Genomic DNA, 24144 nt, shown 5'->3' with positions numbered 1-24144 from the left:
TAAGCGTTGTTGCCAGCAAATTGCAAAAATGTTCTTGATGCTTTCACACAAATAACTTAAAATAATATTCAAATGAAACCATCGAAGCGTTAGCGAGATAGCTTCATCACAATTAAAAGAAAATAAAAATACGATGAAAAAAGATTTGCACCCATCAAGTTACAGGCCAGTTGTTTTTAAAGACATGTCTAACGAATATGCTTTTTTAACTAAATCTTGTGTAGATACAAAAGAAACTATTAAATGGGAAGATGGTAATGAGTACCCTCTTTATAAATTAGAGATTTCTCACATGTCTCATCCTTTTTATACTGGTAAAATGAAATTGGTTGATACAGCAGGACGTATCGATAAATTCAAAAACCGTTACGCTAAGAAATAAATTTAGCTCAAAAAGACATTTTTTAAAGTCCCTTTGCCAAAAGCATCGGGACTTTTTTTATTTTTGTTGCTTATGATAATCAATCTTTTTGATGATTCCAGTTGGGATTCGTTACGTCCTCTCACTTTTACACGCCCAGTAGCTGATCTACGCATTGGCATTTTAACCATAGCTGAAAAATGGGCAAAGTATCTGAACGCCGATTTTGGTTTCAATACACAAGATTATCTTTCGGTAAAATATCCCGCAAAAAATAATGCCAGAATATCAGTTAATGGTTCCATCTGTCCTGATAATGCTTTGGTTGATGCTATAAATGATTTGAAAGAAGGCCAAGTGTTGGTTAAAGGAGACGTTCTTATAGCATGTAGTAATGATGCTGATAATTTAGAGCTGGTTACATTTAATGATGAGATACAGTACAATAATGATTTCATTAGAATAGTTTATCCCAATGATATTTTTACCTATAATGGAATTGAATTAAAAAAAGATTTTGAATTATTGACAAAAGGAAGAACTTCATCAACTTTAAGCTCGACGAACACTTTTTTAGGCGACGATATTTTCGTTGAAGAAGGGGCAACGGCAGAGTGTTCTGTTTTTAATAGTTTGCAAGGCCCGATTTATTTGGGCAAAAATTCACAGGTCTGGGAGGGAAGTTTTATCCGGGGAAGTTTTGCATTAGGGGATGATTCTTCAGTTAAAATGGGAGCAAAAATCTATCCAAATACAACCATAGGTCCGCATAGCAGGGTAGGTGGCGAAATTAATAATGCTGTTATCTGGGGCTATTCCTCCAAAGGGCATGAAGGTTATTTAGGTAATGCAGTTTTGGGACAATGGTGTAATATCGGAGCAGATAGTAATAATTCGAACCTTAAAAATAATTACGCTGAGGTAAGGCTTTGGGACTACGGTAAAGAAAGTTTTCGTAAAACCGGTTTGCAATTCTGCGGTTTAATTATGGCAGACCATGCAAAATGTGGGATTAATACGATGTTTAATACAGGAACAGTTGCGGGCGTAAGTGCCAATGTTTTCGGATCTGGTTTTCCACGTAACTTCATTCCTGATTTTGCCTGGGGCGGAGCGCAGGGCTTTGAAGTTTACAGTTTAAAAAAGATGTTCGAAACGGCAGAAAAAGTTTATGCAAGAAGAGATTTGGCTTTTGATGAAGCTGAAAAAGACATTTTGAGCGCAGTTTTTAATTTAACACAAGAATATAGACGGTTCTAGGAGATGCTTTATTAAACACATCATCCAAACCAAATTAAATAATAATCAGATGAGAAAAAAAATAGTTGCAGGAAACTGGAAAATGAATTTAGATTATAACGAAGGCGTGTCGTTATTCAGTGAAATTGTCAATATGGTTAAAGATGAGCGTAAAGGCGATCAGATTGCTATCATTTGCGCACCATTCATTCATTTAAATAGTTTAGCAAAATTAGGTGGTAATGATGTTGCTATCGGTGCCCAAAATATCCACGACAAGGAAAATGGTGCTTATACCGGCGAAATTTCCGCTAAAATGATTAAGTCTGTTGGCGTTGAATATGTTATTTTAGGCCATTCCGAGCGTAGACAATACCAGGCTGAAAGTGATGCTTTATTAGAGGCAAAGACTAAGACGGCATTGGCCCATGATTTAAAGCCTATATTCTGTATCGGTGAAACTTTGGATGAGCGTAACAATGGAAGTTATTATGAAGTTTTAAAGAAACAGTTAGTAGAAGGACTTTTTAGTTTAACAGAGAATGACTTCAGAAAAGTAGTAATCGCTTATGAGCCAGTGTGGGCAATTGGAACAGGCTTAACGGCGTCTCCAGAGCAAGCGCAAGATATTCATGCTTTTATCCGTAGTGAAATCGAAGCCAATTATGGTTTCAATGTTGCAGATGATACGACAATTTTATATGGTGGTAGCTGTAATCCGGGTAATGCAGCAAGCTTATTCGCTCAGAAAGATATTGATGGTGGTTTAATTGGTGGTGCCTCGTTAAAATCACGTGATTTTACAGATATCATTAAAGCTTTAAACAGCTAATGCAATACATTAAAGCAGTATTTAAATTCGAAGGAATTGAAGACTACCAGCAAGACTTACTAATAGGTGATCTTGCAGATTTAGGCTTCGATACTTTTGAAGATGATGAAAGCGGATTTACAGCTTTTGTAATGAAGGATAAGTTTAATGAAAGCGATTTGAAGGAATTGCTTGCAAATTATGCTGAAGATTTTCAAGCAAGTTATACCTTAGAAGATGTGGCCGACGAAAATTGGAATGCAGAATGGGAAAAGAATTTCAGTCCGTTGATTATTGATGATGTTTGCTACGTTCGGGCAACCTTCCACGAGCCTCAGCCATCTTATCCCTACGAAATTGTAATCGATCCAAAAATGGCTTTTGGAACCGGTCATCATCAAACGACAACAATGGTGATGCAATACATTCTGGCTGCAGATATTAAAGACAAGGAAGTTCTGGATATGGGCTGCGGCACAGGCATATTGGCCATACTTGCTGCTAAGCTTGGTGCTAAAAGCCTAGTGGCTATCGATTATGACGATATCTGTTACGAAAGTACAATCGAAAATGCCGCATTAAACAACGTTTCAAATCTAATTGCTTTGTGCGGAAGTAAAGAGATTATTCCTAATGATCAATACGATATTATTCTAGCCAACATTAATAGAAATATTTTGCTTGATCAGATTAGCAGGTATTCAGAAGTGCTTAAACCAGCGGGAAAAATATTTTTCAGCGGCTTTTACCTCGACCCTGATTTAGGAATGATCACAGCAGAATGTGCCAAATATGGTATCAGGTATGTTGATCATAAACAAAACGGCGACTGGGTTGCCGCTCAGTTCGAAAAGAAATAAAGAATAAAGAACAAGGAGTAAGGAACAAAAAAGCAAGGAACAAAGAGCAAGGGACAAGATAAAAAGGGTGTTTATCAAAACCTACATTAATCATTGCTCCTTGCTCTTTAATCATAAATAATATGCGCATACATTTTATTGCGATAGGAGGAAGTGCAATGCACAATCTGGCTATTGCACTTTATAAAAAAGGCTATCAGATTTCAGGTTCTGATGATGTGATTTTTGAACCGGCAAAATCTCGTTTAGATAAATATGGTTTATTGCCGGCTGAAATGGGTTGGGATGAGAATAGAATTTCTACTGATTTAAATGCTGTAATTTTAGGTATGCATGCCAGAATTGATAATCCTGAATTATTAAAAGCACAAGAATTAGGTGTTAAAATTTATTCATATCCTGAATACATTTACGAGCAAAGCAAAAATAAATTAAGGGTTGTAATTGGGGGCAGTCACGGTAAAACAACCATTACAAGTATGATTCTGCATGTATTGAATTACTACAATCGTGACTTTGATTATCTGGTTGGAGCTCAACTTGCTGGCTTTGAAACGATGGTAAAGGTTACTAAAGAAGCACCTGTAATGATCATCGAGGGCGATGAATACTTATCTTCTCCAATTGACAGGCGACCAAAATTCCATCTCTATAAAGCGAATGTGGCCGTAATAAGTGGTATTGCCTGGGATCATATTAATGTTTTTCCAACCTATGCTGATTACATTGCTCAATTCGACAAGTTTATAAACACCATTGAACAGAACGGTACTTTAATTTACTGTGAAGCAGATAAAGATTTAAAAGAAATCGTAGAAAAATCTGAGGCGAAGGTTACAAAAATCGGTTATGCTATTCCTGCGCATGAAATTAAAAACGGAATAACATATTTGCTTCCCAAAGGAACGGCTTTAGAAGTTTTTGGCGATCATAATTTGATGAATATGAATGCCGCTAAGTTGGTGTGTAAACAATTGAACATTAGCGAAAAAGAATTCGATGAGGCCATTTCTTCTTTTACAGGTGCAGCTAAACGGTTAGAAGTTATCTCTTCAGACGAATCGACTAATGTTTACAAAGATTTCGCGCATTCCCCTTCAAAATTAAAAGCGACAATCGATGCCGTAAGAGCGCAATTTGCCAATCGTAAATTAGTTGCCTGCATAGAGTTGCACACCTTCAGCAGTTTAAATAAAGATTTCCTGAAAGAATATGCTGGTTCGATGGATAAAGCAGATGAAGCAATTGTTTTTATCGATTTAAAATCTTTTGAGCAAAAAAGAATGGAACCGTTTTCTGAGCAGGATGTTCAGGATGCCTTTTCAAATCCGAAGCTTAAATTCTTCAATGAAGCTTCAAAACTCAAGAGCTATCTTTTGAGTTTAAATTATAAAAATGCAAATTTGTTAATGATGAGTTCGGGCAATTATGCCGGCTTTGATCTGCCGGAGCTGGCTAAGGAATTAATAAGGTAGTTAACTACAAAACACAGGTCCTTTATCCAGATTGATGATGAAAAGCATTGGAGACCACATTAAGCAGAGTAGGGTAGCACTTGGTTTAAGCCAGGCGGAGGCTGCAAAATTGTTAAATATTTCCACGCCTGCTTTTTGCAAAATTGAAACCGGACAAACGGATTTAAACGTGTCGCGTTTGCTTCAAATTGCTAAAACTTTTAAGGTTTCAGTTGTTCAACTTCTCTCTGGTGATTCTGATAATGGGGGCTCATCCGAAGAACTTTCCGTTCTGAAAAAGGAATTGTCAGAAAAAGAAGAGGAACTCAATAGACTTCGTAAGAAGGTTATCGAACTTTATGACAAACTGGGGATATAGCGATCAACGAAAAAAGAACAATGATAAAAGAATAAAGTGCTAACGTAAATTGGGCATTTAAATCTTTACTCCTTGTTCTTTCTTTTATCATATTAAAAAATCTTCCGCATTGTTAAATGCTTTTTACCGAATGTTGCTCCGGTGGCTTTATGAATAGCAATCATTTGTTCGTTAAAATCGCCAACCCAGCTTAATTCCAGTTCCTTATATTGATTTTTTGGGAGCACATATTCTCCTAATCTTATAAATAGAACAGATTCTAGTCCGTGTTTCTGAAATTTCGGTTTGGTTCCCATAACAATTGCACGCATCCGCGTAACGCCAACCCAGCGACGGTAGGCAAACTTTAATTTTTCAATAAGACCTAGCTTTCCATTAAAGCCTTTGATCATTTGGTTTGCATCAGGAATTAGCACAACAAATGATGCAGGTTCGCCATTAAAATAGGCGAACTGGATTAAATGTTCATCCATGATGGGCTCCATACTTTTAAAACTTGCTTCTAAAGTGGCTTTTTTTATAGGAACGAAGTTTTCAAAATCCTGCCATCCGTCATTATAAATTTCCATTAGATCAGCAATATATTTCTCAGAATTAGCTTTACTGAAATACTCAAAGGTATAGCCGGGTTTATTTCTAACCCAATTGGCAATTTTTGTAAAGCGCTCCGGGAATGGAATGGTTAAATTGATATGATTGGTTAGTTGCTCGTATTCAGTTATAAAGCCATAAGCCTCAAAGAACTTTTTATAATATGGAAAATTGTAATTCATGCCGAAAGACGGCGGTGTAAAGCCCTCAACTAATAAACCCCAAAAGCTATCATTTTCCCCAAAATTGATTGGGCCATCCATAGCTTGCATTCCATTCTCGCTAAGCCAGGTTCTGGCAGTGTCGAATAGTATAAATGCTGCTTTTTGATTTTCAATACATTCAAAAAAGCCCATTCCTCCGGTCGGCTGTTCATAATTGTATGCTTTTTTTTCGTTTATAAACGCCGCAACCCGACCAATTAAATTACCATCTTCATCTTTCAAAATCCAGCGGGTACATTTACCATGGTTAAAGAAGTTATTTTTTTTCTGATCGAAAACATTTTCAACTTCCGAATCTAACGGGCAAATCCAGTTTTTATCATTCTTGTAAAGGATTTTTGGAACGTTTAAAAAATCATTTTTTAGCGATGAATTATTTACAGCTACTATTTGCATTGGATGGATTTAAAAATAAAAAGCATCCAACCAAGCGGTAGGATGCTTTTCAAATATATAATTTTTAAATATTAATAATCGTCGTCGTCGTCATCAAAAGTGTCAAAATTGTCAAGGTCATCTAACGGAATGTCAAAATCGTCTTCATCTTCATCTACAGGTATCTTTTTCGTAGTTTGAATGTCGTCATCTTCAAGATCATCATCTTCATCCACCTGTTTTTTGGTAGTTGGCTTAGTTAGGAGTTTCTTTGGCGCTTTCATACTACAAAAATAAAAATTGCTTTTATACTTTAAAAATACGAAAAAACTTTTTTTAATAACAAACTGGTTTTAAACAATTTAAAATTAATTTATTCCACTGCATTACCTATTGTATTTTCCTCATTGCTTATGTCTTTCAATTGCGGAAGTTGGGAGAGGTTATTTAAACTAAAATAATCCATAAATAAATGGCTTGTGGTATACAAAATGGGCCTACCTGGAGTTTCTGCTTTTCCATCAATACTTATCAGCTCTTTTTCCAATAACCGCTGAACAGAGTAATCAGAATTGACACCGCGAATCTGTTCGATCTCCAGTTTGGTGATGGGCTGACGGTAAGCAATAATCGCTAAAGTTTCCATGGCAGCCTGGCTTAATTTTTTCTTTGATCGATGTAACTGAAGTTGATTTACTGTTTCATGATATGCTTTCTTCGTTAAAAACTGGTAGCCATCATTTATATTCACTAATTCAATAGCAAAATTTTTATCACTGTATTTTTGCTTTATTATATCGAGACTTTCAAAAACCTGTACTTCGAATATTTCATTTTCAGAACCAGCGTTAAGGGCTAAAATAATCTCTTGTACACTAATACTTTGAACAGAAGAAAAGATGAGGGCTTCAATATGATTAGTAATATTACGGTGCGGCATAAACAAAATTAAAATTTTCGAACAAAAAAAGCGGTCTCGCTTTTAAAAAACAAGACCGCTTTTAACACACAAATGAAACCTGAATTAAGATATAGTTTTAGGTTAGGTTATTAATATCTATATCAATTCTATAAGAACGTTCGATAAACACTATCGTTTATTTTCAATACAAGTTTAAGGCTAAAGATAGCACAACGTTACCTCTATTTAGTAAGTGGTATTAATAATTGAGTAAACGGTAATTAATTATTTCAAAGGTATAGAAATGAATACAGTCGTCCCATTTTCATCGTTTTGACTAACATCTAGTTGTATTGGTTTTGCTTCAATCTGCCCCAACAAATTTAACCTTTCTCGGGTTAACTGCATTCCTTTACTGATGTGTTTGTCTTTTTTTTCTTTTAAAGAATTTTCAATACCAACGCCATCATCAATAATTTTGATGTTAAGATAATTCTCGTCCTGTAACTTTATGTCAATTTCAATTTTCCCACCCATCTCCTTAGGCATTATGCCATGCCATATCGCATTTTCTACATAAGGTTGTAAGAGCATCGATGGTATTAATGTTTCGTCCCGCTCTATATCATCATCTACATTTATTACATATTGAAATTTATCACCAAAGCGGTTTTTTTCAAGTTTTAAATACAAATTTAAGTATTCCAGTTCTTCTTCGATGGTGATATAGCTTTTTGTACAAATTTCCAGATTTTTCCTAATTAATCTGGCAAAACCGGTTAAAACTTTATTTGCTGAAGTGGTATTTTGCGTATTGATGTAGTGTTGAATGGAATTCATCACATTGAAGACAAAGTGCGGGTTCATCATGGCCTGTAGTGCCTGCTGCTCCAGCATCAAAATTCTGTTTTTTAAAAGTAATTGCTGCTGTTCCTTATCTTTTTGCCTGCGCGTGATGTAGACGGCGAGTTTATAAAAAACATAGCCTACCAGAAGAATTAAAACAGAAAGAAACCACAAGCTTTGCCAAAAATGATTTTTTATCGTAAAAGCGATTTTCGATGAGGGGCCCCAATCATTATTCTGACTTTTGGCGCTTACTTCAAAAAGATAATCCCCGGCTTGTAATGCAGAGAAGTCCAACCTGCGGGTTCGCGTTTCAATCCATTTTGATTTCTCATTCAAACGGTAACGGTAGCTAATGTCGCTTGTTGTAAAATCTACTGCGCCAAAGGTAAAAAATATGGTGTTGTTGCCGCTTTCAAAAATAAAATTGTCTTGGTTAACAGGCAGGCGTTCTCCATCCTTAATAATGGAAGTAATGTATACTTTCGGACGGCTACGTGTTGTATAGTTGTTGAGGTATTTGAAAAGAATTAATCCTTTATTTGTTGCAAAATACGCAGTGCTGTCATCGATATAGAAATTATTTACATCTTCCGTCAGTAAATCCTTGCCGTAATCGAAATTGATTACCTCCGTTTTAGAAGTGTAACCGGAAATCTTATTGACCCCCTTATTGGTAAGGACCCAGATTTCTTTGTTTTTTATAAATATTTTTGTACAAATATCATTTGTAAGACCATTTTTCCGGGTGATTTGCTTTATGACTCTACCATTTTTGTAAAACAATATCCCGTAGCCATCTGTCGCTAAAATCAATGTACCATCCGCTAGTTGCTGAATGTCATTTATTCTTTTGGTAAGAAGCAGATTATTTCGGAAATGTTGAATTAGCCGTCCATTCGCAAATTGAGATAAACCATTCACGTTGGAAAACCATAATCCACCATTTCTATCATAAAAAACATGATAAGACCTGTCTTTAAAGAAGTCTTCTTTCTCACGGTATTTTAGCGAATTGAATTCCAGCTTATTTAACCTGTCGGACAAGAAAACTACACCCGATGAAAGTGCTAACGCTAGTTTAGAATCTGTTTCATTTAAGCTGAAATTTTTGATAACAAACATCGAATTGTTCGTTTCCTTCAGGTACTTCACATCATCTCTGTTTTTATAAATGTTCTTAAAAACGCCTAAGCCATAGTCTGATGAGAAGTAAATGGACTCGTTTTTCGGATCGAAAGTTATTTGTTTTATTGTTTTGTATTTTTTATAATCGTCTAGCCCAACTTCATCAATTTGATAGTTTTTAACATTAAGAATGTCAATCACCGCATCGTCGGTGCCAAGCCAAAGCCTGTCTTTTGCATCTTTTGTGATGCTTTTTATTACGTTACTACTCAAACCGGATTCCGCATCGATAATCGACAGTCGCGAATTTGCATTGGGCAACATGTAAATCCCCTGGTTGGTTGCAAACCACATGTTATCGCTAATGTCTTTGATGGATTGATTAACCGAAATTCCCTGTAAATACATAACCGTTTTTCCACTCTTGTCCATCACAAGTGCGCCATTATTGCTGGCCAGCCATACTTCTTTATTCGTGTAGTCATAATAAAAATAACCCGCCATATTTTTAAGAAGGTTACCAGGAATGGCGATCAGGTTGGTTATATTGTTTTGCTTATACTGATTTAGACCTTTTTCATCGAGGTAGTAAAGCGACCTGTCGGGCGCATTACTCGCAGTCATATAAGATAAAGGGTTAACTCTGTTATTTGTTATTTTGAAGCTTTTACCATCAAATTTTTGTCTGCTTAAATCGCTGTAAGCATAGATATTGCCTGACTCATCTTCATGCAGAAATGCATTGGTGAACTGTTCGTTAGCCTTTAGTGAAATAAATTTCTTAACGGACTTTCCATCCCACATTATAATCAGATTTGCACTCGTTCCCAGCCATATTCTGCCTTTACTATCTTCCAGGAAAGAAACGATTACAGTATTGGAATTTAATTCCTTTAGAAGCTTGTTGTTGTTGCGGTTATAAAATTTACCATCTTTTATATAGCTTAACTGCCCATTCAGCGCCAAAAACCAAAGCCTTTCTTCTCTGTCTTCCTTTATTTGCAGTATTTGCGTATCGGGCAGGCCATCTTCAATGCTGAAATTCTGAAAATTAGTGCCGTCAAAGCGGCTTAAACCTGCGTCAGTAGCAATCCAGATGAAGCCTTTTTTATCCTGTAAAATATAATAACAGTTGTTACTCGCAAGGCCGTTTTTTGAAGTATAATGTGGAAGATAGGTCGTTTGAGCAGTAGTATGTTTTGATGGAAATAATGTAAACAGAAAAAACAGAAACAGGTTGAGTCCAAATACTTTCTTTGTATTCAAATATCGGGCATAACCTCCGAACACGCCGAAAATACATTTACTAATGCTCACTGTTTGATTTCGTAAATAATTTAATTTTCTCAAAGAAATCACTTGCCCTTCTGCGCGACACATTTATGCTATCGCCATTTTTCAGAAATACCTGTAAACCATTTTTTGAGTTATATTCTTTTAAATGATTGAGGTTTATGATACTCGATTTATGTATTCTAACAAATTGCTCTGAAGGTAGAATTTCTTCAAATTCGCGTAGCACTTTAGATACCGTTATTATTTCGTGATTGTTTAGATGAAAAACCGAGTAATTACTGTCTGCCTCAATATATATGATGTCGTCCACATCAATCATTTTAAAGCCCTGTCCATGAGGAAGTGTTAGCTTTCGTATATCTGTTCGGTTATTTAAAGTTGATGCAAGATTCGTAATGCGCTCATCCTTTTGATCGAGCGTTTTATGCAGTCGGGTATATTCAACGACTTTATCTACTGCGGTTTTAAGCTCATCAATATCTATTGGTTTTAAAAGATAATCCAGTGCGTTTGCTTTAATCGCTTTTAATGCATACTGATCGTAGGCTGTTGTAAATATTACAGCTGCGTTATGCTGTTGCGCGTTTGGAATAAGTTCAAAGCCATTGCCTCCCGGCATGGCAATATCCAGGAAGATAAGATTGATGGAATGGTGTGCCAGGATATCCCTGGCTTCGGCAACGGAGCGTGCAATTCCCGTAATTTCTATTTGCGGACAATTCTGTTGCAACAAAAAGAAGAGAGATGAACGGGCAAATTCTTCATCATCAACAATAATAGCTTTTAATACGGTCATAATAATAGGTTTGTGAATGTATTAAAAACGAATTATAAAAAAAAATCAAAAAGCAAAAACCGGCCAAGGAATTGTCACGTATATATCAGCAAAACCGAGATTTAAAAATCCCTAAACGTAAAAAATATGAAAAACAATGAACTAGAAATTAAAGATGAACTTCAAGAGAAAAGTTTATTTGAAGGTAGTTTAGGCCGCAGGTCTTTTCTACAGTTTGCTGGCGCAAGTGCTGCCGGGATGGCATTAGTTGCTGCCGGTTGTAAAAAAGACCGTAATTTTCCGGCAATGAACGGTACCACTTTAGATTTTAAAGATGATTTTGGTGTATTAAATTATGCATACGCTTTAGAACAATTAGAAGCTGCATTTTATATTAAAGTGGCTTCTGCACCTCCTTCATCTTTTACAACGGCTCAAAAAGCTTATTTTCAGGATATTCAATTTCACGAGGTTGCACACAGAGAGTTTTTCAAAAATGCTTTAAGTACCGCAGCTATCGGAAGTTTAGAAGTTGATTTTTCTTCAATAGATTTTACAAGTGCAACTAGCGTTTTAGGAGCTGCAATGGCTTTCGAGGATTTAGGTGTTGCTGCATACAATGGTGCTGGTGTTCGTATAAAAACAGACGCTTATTTAGTTTTAGCTGGTAAAATCGTATCAGTAGAGGCGCGCCACGCGGCTTATGTGAGAGACATTATCTCTAACGGATCATTTGCTGATTTGAATAGTATGACAGCTTTAGGTGCAAATAATGCAGGCGGTTTAGACGGAGCATTAACACCGGATAAAGTCTTGGCTATTGCAGGTAAATACATCAAAACAAAAATTAACGTAATTAATCTTTAATCTTAATCTCCTGAAATCATGAATATCGTAAATATATTAGAAGAAATTGAAAAAGTTGACGGCGAAATCTATGAAAGATTAAGTCCGAGAAGGTCTGCAATGAAAGATTTTTATTCAATGGGTAAAAAAATCGCATTAGCAGCAGCTCCATTAGCATTAGGTTCTATGTTCACAAAAGCCTATGGTCAAACTTTGCCTACAGCAGTTGTTAATACATTAAACTTTGCATTGTCATTAGAATATTTAGAGTATCATTTCTACAATCATGCATTGCTTGGTACAGATGTTACTTTTGCATATCCTACTGCAGCGGCAAAAGCGGCAATTACAACCATCCGCGATCACGAATTGGCCCATGTAAATTTGTTGAAAGGTGCTTTAGCTGGTGCTGCAAGGCCTGAAATTACCTATGCAATGACAGATTTTACTGCCGGTGGTACTTTTGGTGATGTTTATCAAAACTACTTGACCTTTTTAAAGGTTGCTTTAGGTTTTGAAGATACTGGTGTAAGGGCCTATAAAGGACAGGCAACCGTTCTGAAAGGTAATGCTGTATTAACAACAGCCTTACAAATTCACTCTGTAGAAGCACGTCATGCTTCACACATACGTCAAATGCTTGCTGCAGCGGGTGCCTCAATTAAACCTTGGATTAGTCTGGGCGCAGGTGGTATCGCGAACGATACAGGTGTGCCTCAAGTTGATCCGGTTTATGCAGGTGAGGGCTTAGATGTACAAGCCGGTGTAACGATTACAGGAATCAATGGTCAAACCGGAGTTACTAAAGCGGCAGCAGTTGAGTCTTTCGATGAGCCTTTAGATACTGCAAGTGTTGTAACTATTGCTAACTTATTCCTAAGAACAGGATCAAAATTGTAAAAATAATTTGAACATTTTTTAAGTAGATGTTTAGTTTAAGGTAGGGAGGTAGGACTTTGGTTTTACTTCCCTTTTTTTATAATAATAAACCAGGATTTAAGGATTATAAGATTTGATTATTGCCAGAAGTTAAAGTCGGTTCGTAGATAAGCTCTACATAGATCCCGTTTTTCTTATTATACTAATTTAATCTGGTTGCCTTTAAAAAAGATATTCTTCATTTCCTATCCTACATTATAAATCTTACATCATTTAATAAGTAATTACCTGTTCTTCCAAANCCGTTTTTCTTATTATACTAATTTAATCTGGTTGCCTTTAAAAAAGATATTCTTCATTTCCTATCCTACATTATAAATCTTACATCATTTAATAAGTAATTACCTGTTCTTCCAATTACAATGATAAACCAGGATTTAAGGATTATAAGATTTGATTATTGCCAGAAGTTAGATTCGGTTCGTAGATAAGCTCTACATAGATAACCGTTTTTCTTATTATACTAATTTAATCTGGTTGCCTTTAAAAAAGATATTCTTCATTTCCTATCCTACATTATAAATCTTACATCATTTAATAAGTAANCTAATTTAATCTGGTTGCCTTTAAAAAAGATATTCTTCATTTCCTATCCTACATTATAAATCTTACATCATTTAATAAGTAATTACCTGTTCTTCCAAATGTTCGGGTAAATCCCGGTAATTGTATTTTTGTCCGCGAAGCTGCGGCTCAAAACCAGCAGCTTTTATAGATTGCTGAATTCCGTTAGCGGTAAACCTGTGTGGCGCACCTGCGGCAGAAACCACGTTTTCTTCAATCATGATTGATCCGAAATCATTTGCACCTGCATGTAAACACAATTGTGCCGTCGTTTTACCGACAGTTAACCAGCTGGCCTGGATGTTTTTGATGTTAGGCAGCATGATTCTGCTTAATGCAATCATGCGGATGTACTCATCAGCAGTAACAGTATTACTGATGCCCCTTAATCGCTTCAATAAAGTCCCATCATCCTGAAAAGGCCATGGAATGAAAGCTAAAAACCCATTTGCATCAGCAGGTTTTTCGCTCTGCACCTGACGGATCCAAACCAGGTGCTCGAAACGTTCTTCAATGGTTTCAACATGGCCGAACATCATTGTAGCAGAAGTGGTAATATCCAGTTGATGGCAGGCACGCATAACGTCAAGCCATTCCTGACCGCCACATTTGCCTTTGGAAATTAAACGTCGCACACGATCATTTAAAATTTCGGCACCTGCTCCTGGCAACGAATCCATTCCGGCTTCTTTTAAAACTTTTAAGACTTCAGTATGACTTATGCCTTCAAGTTTTGCAACATGTGCAATTTCCGGCGGACCTAAAGCGTGAAGTTTTAAATCAGGGTACAAGTCTTTTAGTTTTTTAAATAAATCAGCGTAAAAAGCCAGACCTAAATCGGGGTGGTGACCTCCCTGCAATAACAATTGATCGCCACCTAAACGGAAAGTTTCTTCTATTTTAACTTTATAGGTTTCAATATCAGTAATATAACTTTCATCGTGGCCCGGGCGGCGGAAGAAATTACAGAATTTACAATTGGCAATACATACATTAGTTGTATTTACATTTCTATCGATTTGCCAGGTAACCTTACCACTTGGAACCTGAATTTTTCTAAGTTCGTTGGCGACAAACATTAAAGATGCTGTGTCGGCATGGTGATAAAGATGTACACCTTCCTCAAGTGTTAAGAAATCGAAATGTAGTGCCCGTTGCAGTAAATCGGCTGTATTCATAGTACAAAGATAAAGAATTGGTTTGTTGGTTCGTTGGTGTTTTAGTTTTTTAGATGTCAAATCTACAGAGGTTTTTGGAGAGCATTTGTTTAATCGGTTAGACTTTATAAAAACTATTCACCAAACAAAAAATAAATGAGTCAATAACATTTCTCATAAATGAATCAGCTAAAGTTTGCGTTACAGGTACCGTAGTTTAACTATTGTCAATTATTTCCAAAAAGCAATGCAACTAAAAAAACTAACAATCTAAAGTAATATCTTTACGCCTCCTAAATATATATATGGTAGATTTTAATCGCTTCACACTAGCCAATGGTTTAAAAGTTTTAGTACATGAAGATGCTACAACGCCAATGGCAGTTTTAAATATTTTATATGATGTTGGTGCTCGCGATGAGGATCCTGAAAAAACTGGATTTGCACATTTATTTGAGCACTTAATGTTCGGGGGATCGGTAAATATTCCCAATTATGACGAGCCTTTACAGCGTGTGGGTGGAGAAAATAACGCCTTTACAAGCAACGATATTACTAATTATTACATAACGTTACCAGCAGAAAACATTGAAACTGCGTTCTGGCTGGAGAGTGACAGGATGTTAAGCCTGGCATTTTCTGAAAAAAGTCTTGAAACCCAAATCAATGTAGTTAGTGAAGAATTTAAGCAACGCTACCTCAATCAACCTTATGGTGATGTATGGTTGAATTTAAGGCCTTTGGCTTATAAAACGCATTCTTATCGCTGGGCGACAATCGGTAAAGCGCTTTCGCACATAGAAAATGCGAGAATGGACGATGTCAAAGCATTTTTTAAGAAACACTATACGCCACAGAATGCAATTCTCGTGGTGGGCGGAAATGTAAAAACGGAAGATGTTAAGAGGCTCGCCGAAAAATGGTTCGAGCCCATTCCTTCGGGAGAAAAATATAACCGGAACTTAATTCAGGAGGAAAAGCAAACTGAGTCCAGATTTGAAACTGTTAAAGCAAACGTACCACTTAATGCAATTTATGTAGCCTTTAAAATGCCTGGAAGATTAGATGAAGATTATTATGCCTTTGATTTATTGTCTGATATCCTTTCGGGGGGAAAATCTTCCAGATTACATAATAGCCTATTAAAGGAACAACAGCTTTTCAGCGATATTAATGCATATATTTCCAGTAGTTTAGATCCGGGTTTGTTTATTGTAGAAGGAAAACTTGTTGAAGGTATTTCTATCGAACAAGCAGAAACGGCAATCTGGGCAGAGCTTGAAAAAATAAAAACCGAGCTTGTTCCGTCCGACGAATTAACAAAAGTAAAAAATAAGGTTGAATCTGTTTTGGTATTTTCTGAAATGAATTTACTGGATAAGGCTATGAATCTTGCTTATTATGAACTACTCGGAGATGCTGATATTTTAAACCAGGAAGCGGCTAAGTATTTAAAGGTTGAAGCAGAAGACATAAAAAGAATTTCTACCGATACTTTTAATAAAAAATCGTCATCCACATTATATTATCTAACTGAGGAATATGCTTAACCGTACGCAAGCGCCTGACTTTAAGCAGGTATCAGCAATAAATTTTATACAACCAGAAAAAGCTGTCCTGGACAACGGCATTCCTGTATTTGCGATACATTCAGGAGAACAGGATTTGGTCCGTATCGAGTTTTTATTCGATAATGTTAACTGGACTATTGAAAAGCCGTTACAAGCTATCGCCGTTAATGCCATGCTTAACAATGGCACCAACAAACTTTCTTCGAAAGAAATTGCTGAAAGTATCGATTTTTACGGCGCTTTTTTTCAAACTGAATACGGACAGGACCAATCTACGGTAACACTCTATTCACTAAATAAGCATCTGGCTTCGGTTTTACCGATAGTTAAAGACGTACTTTCCTACAGTCAGTTTCCACAAAAGGAACTGGATATTTATATTCAGAATCAGAAACAAAAACTACAGGTTAATCTTCAGAAGAACGATATATTATCTCGAAAGGAATTTTCACATGCGTTATTTGGCGATACCGCCTATGGTGTTGATATTCAATTGAAACATTATGATGCTGTAAAACGTGATGACCTGGTAGACTACTTCAAAGCCGCATATACGCCAAATAATTGTACAATTGTTGTTGCCGGAAAGTTTGATGAAAAAAGTTTTTCCTTACTGAATGAACAATTTGGTAAAGACTGGGAAACTAGTAATTCTGTGAAAAATAACTTCAATTTTAATACTTTAAAAAAGAACGAAGTTTACAAGGAAAAATCAGAATCTTTACAATCGGCAATTCGCATAGGTCGGTTGGTCGTTAACCGGAAACACGAGGATTTCGCAGGGTTACAAATTTTGAATTGCGTTTTAGGCGGGTATTTTGGTTCACGTTTAATGAATAACATCCGTGAAGATAAAGGTTACACTTACGGCATTGGTTCAGGAATTGTTTCACTTCAAAGCGCAGGCTACTTATTTATTGCGACAGAGGTTGGTGCCGATGTTTGTGCTCCGGCTTTAACCGAGATTTACAGGGAAATAGAATTACTTAAAAACGAACTTGTCGAAGAAGAGGAACTTGAATTGGTGAGGAATTATATGCTAGGTTCAATGCTCGGAAGTTTAGAAAATGTTTTTTCGCATGCAGATAAATTTAAGAACATTTACTTTTCAGGTCTTAATTACAATTACTACGAAAATTACATCAATACGGTTAAAACCATTACTGCCGAAGAAATTAAAGATTTAGCGAATAAATATTTAACTATTGAGACCTTCACGGAAGTTGTGGTAGGTAAGAAGTAGGACAGTTCTTCGTTAAAATGAGAGGGGGCAAAAATTAAATTTTGCCCTTTTTTCATTTGTCAGCAAAGCTCAATATTTATGCATTTTTGGCATTAGACTTTTATTTTCCTGGTTTTTTTGTATCTTTGCCTGGCAAATAATAAATCGTAATTTATTTGCTATGCAACTCGACTCCACAAAATTTATCGCAACAGGTTTGACGTATGACGACGTGCTTTTAGTACCCGCATATTCCGAAATTCTGCCTCGTGACGTAAATACAGCCACTTTCTTAACTAAAAAAATTAAGCTTAACGTTCCGTTGATTTCTGCGGCAATGGATACTGTTACCGAAGCTGAACTTGCAATTGCTATTGCCCAAAACGGCGGTATTGGTATGTTACATAAAAACATGACCATCGACAGACAAGCTGAGGAAGTTCGCAAAGTTAAGCGTTCTGAAAGTGGGATGATTCAAGATCCGGTTACGTTGTTGGAAACTGCAGTAGTTGCCGATGCTTTCAAAATAATGAAGGAACACAAAATTGGTGGTATTCCGGTTGTGAGTAGCGATAATAAATTAGTTGGCATTATTACAAACCGGGATTTACGTTTCCAGAAGAACATGTCAAGACCAATTGCCGAGGTTATGACCAGCGAAAATCTAATTACTGCGCCCGAGGGAACAAACTTGATACAAGCAGAGGAAATTCTTCAGAATCATAAAATTGAAAAATTGCCAGTTGTTTCTAAAGATGGTTATTTAATTGGATTAATTACTTTCAAAGATATCTCTAAAGTAAAAAATTATCCGGCTGCATGTAAAGATGAACGTGGTCGTTTGCGCGTAGGAGCTGCGGTAGGGGTAACTGCCGATACTTTATTGCGTGTTGATGCCTTAGTGCATGCAGGAGTTGATGTAATTACAATAGACACTGCCCACGGACATTCTAAAGGAGTGGTTGATAAATTAAAAGAGGTTAAATCGAAATATCCTGAATTACAGGTCATCGTTGGCAACATTGCAACAGGTGCAGCAGCTAAATTTTTAGCGGATGCGGGTGCTGATGCTGTTAAAGTCGGTATCGGTCCCGGTTCAATTTGTACCACCAGAATTATTGCCGGTGTTGGTGTTCCCCAATTATATGCTGTTTACGAATGCGCTAAAGCATTAAAAGGTACAGGAGTTCCCGTTATTGCTGATGGTGGTATTAAACATACCGGCGATATCGCAAAGGCAATTGCATCGGGAGCAAGTACCGTAATGGCAGGTTCATTATTTGCTGGAGTAGAAGAATCGCCAGGTGAAACCATAATCTATGAAGGCCGTAAGTTTAAATCGTATCGCGGTATGGGTTCTATCGAAGCAATGGAACAGGGTTCCAAAGATCGCTATTTCCAGGATGTGGAAGATGACATCAAAAAATTAGTTCCGGAGGGGATTGTTGGTCGGGTACCTTTTAAAGGTACTTTGGCTGAAGTCATGTATCAATACATTGGCGGTTTACGAGCTAGTATGGGTTATTGCGGCGCTGCAAATATAGAAGCTTTACAAGAAGCTCAATTTGTACAAATTACTGCGGCTGGCATGCGTGAGAGTCACCCACATGATATTACAATTACTAAGGAGGCACCTAATTATACAAGGTAAGTAAAAAGTTAAAAGCGGAAAGAATAAAGCTTTCCGTTCTATATACTAGTCGTAGCGTCCCGCTACGACTTTTTATTTGACCTTTTTGCTTTAAGATTATTAGATTAAAATCCTCTCACAGATTACGCTAATTAGGCAGATTAACAATCATTTACTGTTCCAATTTAATTCTGTCTCGTAAGACAATACGCATTTTGTACAAAATAAAATTTGGCAAATCCTTTTTTTTAATATATTTGTCTACTAAATCTATAGGATTTATATATTTAATTAAATATACTTGCCAATATGAATGGAAAATCATGCTTTGTGTTCTTATTCTCGCATCAACGCGAAGCAAATCGAAATTGGTATATAAACAATTATCTAACCCAAACACATTAATAAAATCATGAAAAAAAAATTACTTATTTTATTTTTTTTAATACTTTCATCAGGTGCTTTATTCGCTCAAAATACGGTACGGGGTTCTGTGAAAGGTGCAAACAATGCTAAAATTCCCGGTGCAACGATTACTGTGAGAGGAACTAACATTGTAACTAGGACAGATTCCAGCGGTGTTTTCACCATCGATGCAAAACAACAACCTCCATTTTACATCCGTATCAGTTATGTCGGCTACAAACCCCAGGATTTTCAGATTCTTAAAATACAGGATGTGCCAATCGAACTCACTTTGGTGGAAGATACACAACTCGATGAAATCGTGGTAACTTCAAGAAGACGCTCAGAAGTTTTACAGGATGTACCTATTCCAATCACGGTTATTGGCGGACAGGCAGCTGAAAATGCCGGCGCTTTCAACGTTAACCGTTTAAAAGAATTGGTTCCTTCCGTACAGTTATTCGCTTCAAACGCCAGAAATACGACGCTGAATATCCGTGGATTGGGCTCAACCTTTGGTTTAACTAATGATGGTATTGATTCTGGAGTTGGTTTTTATGTAGATGGCGTTTACCATGCCCGCCCTGCGGCAACTTCTACTGATTTCCTGGATATCGAACGTATAGAAGTTATTCGCGGTCCGCAAGGAACTTTGTTTGGCAAGAATACAACTGCAGGTGCGTTTAACATAACAACCACCAAGCCCACGCAAACACCAACTGCAAAAGTAGAAATGAGCGTTGGAAATTATAATTTTCTTCAGGCAAAAGCATCTGTTTCTGGTGGCTTATCCAAAAATCTTGCAGCAAAAATTTCTTTATCAGGAACGCAACGCGATGGAACTATTTGGAATACCAGAGAAGAGCGCAAATACAGCGGGCAAAATAATCTTGGTTTCAAAGGGCAATTATACTATACACCATCAGATAGATTGCAGATTTTATTAAGCGGTGATGTGAGCGTTCAACATCCGGCAGGTTATCCATTGGTTATTGCCGGTGTAACCCAAACAGAAAGAAGTGCGTTCCGCCAATATGCAACCATTCTTTCCGCTTTGGGCTATCAGCAACCAAAAATTGACCCCTTTGCGAGAGAAATCAATACCAATACGCCGTGGAGACATAATCAATCTATTGGTGGTATTTCGGTAAATGTAGATTATAAAATCGGTAATGGAACATTAACCTCAACAACGGCATGGAGATTCTGGAATTGGGACCCAACCAATGACAGGGATTTTTCAGAGTTGGCAGCATTAACAAAATCGCAAGGCAACTCTCGCCACGACCAATATTCGCAAGAAATAAGGTACGCAGGTAATATCACTGAAAAAATAAGCGGCGTAATTGGTGTTTTCGCCCTGGGCCAAAACTTAAAAGGTTTAGACCAAACCGAAGAAGTAGGTAAGGACCAGTGGCGTTTTGTACAAACGAGCGCAACAGGCAGTCAGGCTTTATATTCAACACCAGGTTTATTAGATGGTTTTGGAGTTAAAACGAACTCTACAATCAAATCGCTGAGTGCGGCAGTTTTCGGTCAGGTGGATTGGGAAGTGGTCAATAACCTTCACATTTTACCTGGTTTACGCTATACTTATGATAAAAAGGGTGTTGACTATAACCGAAATACCTACGGTGGCTTGCAAACTACAGATGCAGCCTTACTTGCATTAAAGGCCGCAGTTTACAGCGATCAACAATTTAATACGAGCACCAACAATAATAACCTTTCAGGAAACCTTACCGTTTCCTATCGCCCGTCTACCAGATTAAATGCTTATGCAACTTTCTCCACAGCCTATAAACCTGTTGGGGTAAATGTTGGCGGTTTGCCAACAACTTCAACAGGTACTGCAGATTTATCGGTTGCGGTTGTCAAACCTGAATATGTAGAACATTATGAATTAGGTGTAAAAACCAAGCCCTTCAAAGGTGCAATTTTAAATATTACCGCTTTCAATACAGATATTGATGATTATCAAACCAACGTTCAATCGCCACAACTGGGTGTGAACCGAGGTTACTTAGCAAATGCAGAACAAGTTAATGTTAAAGGTTTGGAGATTGATGGAACTTATCAGTTGGAAAGATTTTTGAGTTTAAATGCTGCGTTATCCTATTTGGACGGCAAATATGTAAAATTTACAAATGCACCTTTGCCTTTGGAAGAAACCGGTCACACGGAATTAATTAATGGTGTTGCTACTCAGGTTGCTTTTAAAGATGCGTCAGGAGGTAGATTACCCGGTATTTCAAAATGGAATGTCTCAGGTGGCGCAGAGTTAAGCACTTCGGGTAGTTTAGCTACAAAACCGGGCAGATATTTTATAGCCGGCGACGTAAGTTACCGCTCAGACTATTCTTCAAATGCAACACCATCGGCTGTTTTGAATGTCGCTGGTTACTCGCTACTTAATGCAAGATTAGGATTCAGATCTGAAAAGTTCTCCGCCTTTATTTGGAGCAGAAACATTGGAAACAAGAATTACTACGAGCAGTTGCAGGCTGCCGCAGGAAATTCTGGTTTATATGCGGGGGTATTGGGCGACCCAAGAACCTACGGTGCAACTTTAAGATTTTCGTTCTGATACTATCTTTTTTCTCTTTTATATTTGGTTAAAAAAGCGTCGGATTTATCCGGCGTCTTTTGTTTTTGGAAATCAGGGTTTCACACTTTTCAGACACGGTAGTCTGCGATACTTTCAATTTAAGTCTTAAAGCAGGGGAGAACAACCTCATACAGCAATCTTTTTCAGACCTGTATAAAGTAAACTTTAAACGCTATTTTCAGAATAAAGATTAAGGGAAGCTGATAAAATCTTAACTTCGGTAAATTTTACAACAAATGAATAAGCTTAAAGCAGTTTGCGTGTATTGCGGATCCAATTTTAATGGCGACATACAGTTACGCAAGGCGATAAAACAACTTGCAGAAACACTAGTAGATCATAAGATTAAGTTGGTTTATGGTGGTGGCAGTGTTGGTGTTATGGGTGTTTTAGCCAATGATGTTCTGGAACTAGGCGGTTCGGTAACCGGCGTTATCCCCCAGTTTTTACTGGATAAGGAGGTAGGTCATAAAGGTGTTACCGAAATGATTGTTACCGAAAACATGCACCAACGTAAGCAAAAGATGGCCGATTTAAGCGATGGGTTTGTGATCCTGCCTGGTGGTTTTGGTACATTAGAAGAGTTTTTTGAAGTGCTCACCTGGTTACAATTAGGTTTGCACAATAAGCCAATTGGCGTTTTAAATATAAACGGTTTTTACGACCCGTTATTCGCTCAAATGGAAATGATGGTTCAAAGTAAATTCTTAAAACCGGCCAATCGCGATTTGGTTTTCAATGAGGGAGACGCAGCGAGTTTAATTGATAAAATGGATAACTTTTCGGCCGTGCCGGATGAAGTTTGGTTTAAAGAAAGAAATTTAACATAGCTTTAGTCTTCATAGGCGAATAAATCAATAAAAAAATTAGCAATATAACTTTCATAAAAATGCAAATTATTTCTTCTCACGCAGAATTTGAACAACATTTAGGTAAGGAGCTTGGTGTCTCGTCTTGGCACACCATTACGCAAGAGCAAATCAATAAATTTGCTGATGCAACCTTAGATTATCAATGGATTCATACAGATGAGGAAAAGGCCAAACACGAGGGCCCATTTGGTTCTACAATTGCCCATGGCTATTTAACACTGTCTTTAATTCCTTATTTATGGAAAGAGATTGTCGATATCCAAAATTTGAAAATGGAAATCAATTATGGTATTGAAAGTTTGAGATTTGCGCAGCCCGTAACTGTAAACAGCAAAATAAGATTGAAAGCAAAACTAGCTTCCATTGTGAATTTACGTGGTGTAACCAAAGTTCATATGGGTATTGAAATGGAAATTGAAGACCAAAAGAAACCAGCATTTACTGGCGAAGTTGTTTTCTTATACCACTTTACATCAGTTTAAATAGATTAGCAAGATGGAATTTTCAATCTTTTTTGAATTTCTTTTTGATAAATCCACTTAGCGTTTCATCTTCCAAATCTTCCAGGGTACTCAGTTCCAACTCAAGGGCTTTGGTACTAATTTGAATTTCAACTAATGAGATAATCAGCGAGATCATAAAGCATATTAAACTCAGTGCAAAAAGGATTTCGGCGACAATATTCCATTCTAAATAAATAAAAAACATGCAGAACAGGCAAAGACAAAAGCTTAAAACGCCGAAAGCCTGCATGTTTTTGATAAGCCTTAAGCGGTAACGCAGATTTTTAATTTGATTCTGCAAGCCAATATTCTTTTCACCTTCTTCATATTTTGCTTTTAAACTCCTAACTAAGGCGGCCAATGCCAGGAAGCGATTGGTATAAGCCAACATGATTAAACTGATGGCAGGGAAAAGTAAAGCCGGGATATTTACAGTTAATTCCATTATTAAGATTTATTCGAAAATATTATTTTAAAGGGATATCTTTTTGTTTAACCGCAAAGAGCACAAAGTTTTTCGCAAAGCATACAAAGTTGGTGGGTAAATTTTGAAGATTTACCATAGAGGTCATGGGGTTTTCATAGAG

Annotated in this window: 21 protein-coding genes; 14 read left to right on the top strand and 7 right to left on the bottom strand. The window is 36.8% G+C overall.

Annotated features, from left to right (window positions below; genetic code table 11):
• Positions 1 to 133 precede the first annotated feature (133 nt).
• From ASF92_RS07725 to ASF92_RS07700, 6 genes are all read left to right on the top strand, one after another.
• Positions 134 to 382, top strand: a complete 249-nt coding sequence (locus tag ASF92_RS07725) for a type B 50S ribosomal protein L31 (protein WP_056090378.1) — start codon at positions 134 to 136, stop codon at positions 380 to 382.
• 72 nt (positions 383 to 454) lie between these two features.
• Positions 455 to 1621, top strand: a complete 1167-nt coding sequence (locus ASF92_RS07720; protein WP_056090375.1) for a putative sugar nucleotidyl transferase — start codon at positions 455 to 457, stop codon at positions 1619 to 1621.
• A gap of 49 nt (positions 1622 to 1670) precedes the next feature.
• Entirely contained in the window at positions 1671 to 2432 is a 762-nt protein-coding gene (gene tpiA / locus ASF92_RS07715) for a triose-phosphate isomerase (RefSeq protein WP_056090372.1), read from the top strand.
• Positions 2432 to 3271, top strand: coding sequence for a 50S ribosomal protein L11 methyltransferase (gene prmA, locus ASF92_RS07710; RefSeq protein ID WP_056090369.1), 840 nt, complete (start codon positions 2432 to 2434; stop codon positions 3269 to 3271). The genes tpiA and prmA overlap by 1 nt, the downstream gene beginning before the upstream one ends.
• Before the next feature lie 122 nt (positions 3272 to 3393).
• On the top strand, positions 3394 to 4746 hold the full coding sequence (murC, locus tag ASF92_RS07705) for a UDP-N-acetylmuramate--L-alanine ligase (RefSeq protein WP_056090366.1): 1353 nt from the start codon (positions 3394 to 3396) through the stop codon (positions 4744 to 4746).
• Between the two features lie 34 nt (positions 4747 to 4780).
• Positions 4781 to 5104 (top strand): helix-turn-helix domain-containing protein, encoded by a 324-nt coding sequence (locus ASF92_RS07700; RefSeq protein WP_231729766.1) that lies wholly within the window; start codon positions 4781 to 4783, stop codon positions 5102 to 5104.
• Positions 5105 to 5196: 92 nt separating this feature from the next.
• Here ASF92_RS07700 and ASF92_RS07695 read toward each other — a convergent pair whose 3' ends face one another.
• From ASF92_RS07695 to ASF92_RS07675, 5 genes are all read right to left on the bottom strand, one after another.
• Complete coding sequence (locus ASF92_RS07695; protein WP_056090359.1) at positions 5197 to 6315, bottom strand: hypothetical protein; 1119 nt, start codon at positions 6313 to 6315, stop codon at positions 5197 to 5199.
• A 71-nt stretch (positions 6316 to 6386) separates the two neighbouring features.
• Positions 6387 to 6578 (bottom strand): hypothetical protein, encoded by a 192-nt coding sequence (locus ASF92_RS07690; RefSeq protein ID WP_056090354.1) that lies wholly within the window; start codon positions 6576 to 6578, stop codon positions 6387 to 6389.
• A gap of 89 nt (positions 6579 to 6667) precedes the next feature.
• The gene (gene scpB, locus ASF92_RS07685) at positions 6668 to 7234 is read right to left on the bottom strand and encodes an SMC-Scp complex subunit ScpB (RefSeq protein ID WP_056090352.1); all 567 of its coding nucleotides are present in this window, start codon (positions 7232 to 7234) and stop codon (positions 6668 to 6670) included.
• Between the two features lie 246 nt (positions 7235 to 7480).
• Positions 7481 to 10486 (bottom strand): sensor histidine kinase, encoded by a 3006-nt coding sequence (locus ASF92_RS07680; protein ID WP_231729765.1) that lies wholly within the window; start codon positions 10484 to 10486, stop codon positions 7481 to 7483.
• Positions 10476 to 11261 carry a LytTR family DNA-binding domain-containing protein gene (locus ASF92_RS07675; RefSeq protein WP_056090350.1) on the bottom strand — a complete coding sequence of 262 codons (786 nt, stop codon included), beginning with the start codon at positions 11259 to 11261 and terminating at the stop codon, positions 10476 to 10478. Before ASF92_RS07675 ends, ASF92_RS07680 begins: the two co-directional genes overlap by 11 nt.
• 126 nt (positions 11262 to 11387) lie before the next feature.
• Here ASF92_RS07675 and ASF92_RS07670 point away from each other — a divergent pair, with 126 nt between their 5' ends.
• Entirely contained in the window at positions 11388 to 12107 is a 720-nt protein-coding gene (locus ASF92_RS07670) for a ferritin-like domain-containing protein (protein ID WP_056090347.1), read from the top strand.
• A gap of 18 nt (positions 12108 to 12125) precedes the next feature.
• Complete coding sequence (locus ASF92_RS07665; protein ID WP_056090344.1) at positions 12126 to 12986, top strand: ferritin-like domain-containing protein; 861 nt, start codon at positions 12126 to 12128, stop codon at positions 12984 to 12986.
• 656 nt (positions 12987 to 13642) lie between these two features.
• Here the strand turns inward: ASF92_RS07665 and ASF92_RS07660 are convergent.
• Positions 13643 to 14767, bottom strand: a complete 1125-nt coding sequence (locus ASF92_RS07660; RefSeq protein ID WP_056090341.1) for a CofH family radical SAM protein — start codon at positions 14765 to 14767, stop codon at positions 13643 to 13645.
• 284 nt (positions 14768 to 15051) lie between these two features.
• Here ASF92_RS07660 and ASF92_RS07655 point away from each other — a divergent pair, with 284 nt between their 5' ends.
• The 6 genes from ASF92_RS07655 to ASF92_RS07630 all read left to right on the top strand — a co-directional run bounded on the left by ASF92_RS07655 (position 15052) and on the right by ASF92_RS07630 (position 23536).
• On the top strand, positions 15052 to 16296 hold the full coding sequence (locus tag ASF92_RS07655) for a pitrilysin family protein (protein ID WP_056090338.1): 1245 nt from the start codon (positions 15052 to 15054) through the stop codon (positions 16294 to 16296).
• Entirely contained in the window at positions 16289 to 17560 is a 1272-nt protein-coding gene (locus tag ASF92_RS07650; RefSeq protein ID WP_056090335.1) for a pitrilysin family protein, read from the top strand. Before ASF92_RS07655 ends, ASF92_RS07650 begins: the two co-directional genes overlap by 8 nt.
• 160 nt (positions 17561 to 17720) lie before the next feature.
• Positions 17721 to 19190, top strand: a complete 1470-nt coding sequence (gene guaB, locus ASF92_RS07645; RefSeq protein WP_056090332.1) for an IMP dehydrogenase — start codon at positions 17721 to 17723, stop codon at positions 19188 to 19190.
• 391 nt (positions 19191 to 19581) lie between these two features.
• Positions 19582 to 22161 carry a TonB-dependent receptor gene (locus ASF92_RS07640; protein WP_056090329.1) on the top strand — a complete coding sequence of 860 codons (2580 nt, stop codon included), beginning with the start codon at positions 19582 to 19584 and terminating at the stop codon, positions 22159 to 22161.
• 257 nt (positions 22162 to 22418) lie between these two features.
• Positions 22419 to 23012 (top strand): TIGR00730 family Rossman fold protein, encoded by a 594-nt coding sequence (locus tag ASF92_RS07635; RefSeq protein ID WP_056090324.1) that lies wholly within the window; start codon positions 22419 to 22421, stop codon positions 23010 to 23012.
• A gap of 59 nt (positions 23013 to 23071) precedes the next feature.
• Positions 23072 to 23536 (top strand): MaoC family dehydratase, encoded by a 465-nt coding sequence (locus tag ASF92_RS07630; RefSeq protein WP_056090321.1) that lies wholly within the window; start codon positions 23072 to 23074, stop codon positions 23534 to 23536.
• Positions 23537 to 23558: 22 nt separating this feature from the next.
• Here the strand turns inward: ASF92_RS07630 and ASF92_RS07625 are convergent, their stop codons facing one another.
• Entirely contained in the window at positions 23559 to 24002 is a 444-nt protein-coding gene (locus tag ASF92_RS07625) for a DUF2721 domain-containing protein (protein WP_056090318.1), read from the bottom strand.
• Between the last annotated feature and the right edge of the window lie 142 nt (positions 24003 to 24144).

The organism is Pedobacter sp. Leaf176, assembly GCF_001424305.1.
GTDB lineage: Bacteria > Bacteroidota > Bacteroidia > Sphingobacteriales > Sphingobacteriaceae > Pedobacter.
Note: the sequence above shows the minus strand (reverse complement) of the source record. Positions and strands in the feature narration are given on the sequence as shown.

What these genes read in the sequence shown, in the direction of transcription:
- ASF92_RS07725 (WP_056090378.1), top strand. Translation starts at nt 134, where the DNA reads ATGAAAAAAGATTTGCACCCATCAAGTTACAGGCCAGTTGTTTTTAAA.
- ASF92_RS07720 (WP_056090375.1), top strand. Translation starts at nt 455, where the DNA reads ATGATAATCAATCTTTTTGATGATTCCAGTTGGGATTCGTTACGTCCT.
- tpiA (WP_056090372.1), top strand. Translation starts at nt 1,671, where the DNA reads ATGAGAAAAAAAATAGTTGCAGGAAACTGGAAAATGAATTTAGATTAT.
- prmA (WP_056090369.1), top strand. Translation starts at nt 2,432, where the DNA reads ATGCAATACATTAAAGCAGTATTTAAATTCGAAGGAATTGAAGACTAC.
- murC (WP_056090366.1), top strand. Translation starts at nt 3,394, where the DNA reads ATGCGCATACATTTTATTGCGATAGGAGGAAGTGCAATGCACAATCTG.
- ASF92_RS07700 (WP_231729766.1), top strand. Translation starts at nt 4,781, where the DNA reads ATGATGAAAAGCATTGGAGACCACATTAAGCAGAGTAGGGTAGCACTT.
- ASF92_RS07695 (WP_056090359.1), bottom strand. Translation starts at nt 6,315, where the DNA reads ATGCAAATAGTAGCTGTAAATAATTCATCGCTAAAAAATGATTTTTTA.
- ASF92_RS07690 (WP_056090354.1), bottom strand. Translation starts at nt 6,578, where the DNA reads ATGAAAGCGCCAAAGAAACTCCTAACTAAGCCAACTACCAAAAAACAG.
- scpB (WP_056090352.1), bottom strand. Translation starts at nt 7,234, where the DNA reads ATGCCGCACCGTAATATTACTAATCATATTGAAGCCCTCATCTTTTCT.
- ASF92_RS07675 (WP_056090350.1), bottom strand. Translation starts at nt 11,261, where the DNA reads ATGACCGTATTAAAAGCTATTATTGTTGATGATGAAGAATTTGCCCGT.
- ASF92_RS07670 (WP_056090347.1), top strand. Translation starts at nt 11,388, where the DNA reads ATGAAAAACAATGAACTAGAAATTAAAGATGAACTTCAAGAGAAAAGT.
- ASF92_RS07665 (WP_056090344.1), top strand. Translation starts at nt 12,126, where the DNA reads ATGAATATCGTAAATATATTAGAAGAAATTGAAAAAGTTGACGGCGAA.
- ASF92_RS07660 (WP_056090341.1), bottom strand. Translation starts at nt 14,767, where the DNA reads ATGAATACAGCCGATTTACTGCAACGGGCACTACATTTCGATTTCTTA.
- ASF92_RS07655 (WP_056090338.1), top strand. Translation starts at nt 15,052, where the DNA reads ATGGTAGATTTTAATCGCTTCACACTAGCCAATGGTTTAAAAGTTTTA.
- ASF92_RS07650 (WP_056090335.1), top strand. Translation starts at nt 16,289, where the DNA reads ATGCTTAACCGTACGCAAGCGCCTGACTTTAAGCAGGTATCAGCAATA.
- guaB (WP_056090332.1), top strand. Translation starts at nt 17,721, where the DNA reads ATGCAACTCGACTCCACAAAATTTATCGCAACAGGTTTGACGTATGAC.
- ASF92_RS07640 (WP_056090329.1), top strand. Translation starts at nt 19,582, where the DNA reads ATGAAAAAAAAATTACTTATTTTATTTTTTTTAATACTTTCATCAGGT.
- ASF92_RS07635 (WP_056090324.1), top strand. Translation starts at nt 22,419, where the DNA reads ATGAATAAGCTTAAAGCAGTTTGCGTGTATTGCGGATCCAATTTTAAT.
- ASF92_RS07630 (WP_056090321.1), top strand. Translation starts at nt 23,072, where the DNA reads ATGCAAATTATTTCTTCTCACGCAGAATTTGAACAACATTTAGGTAAG.
- ASF92_RS07625 (WP_056090318.1), bottom strand. Translation starts at nt 24,002, where the DNA reads ATGGAATTAACTGTAAATATCCCGGCTTTACTTTTCCCTGCCATCAGT.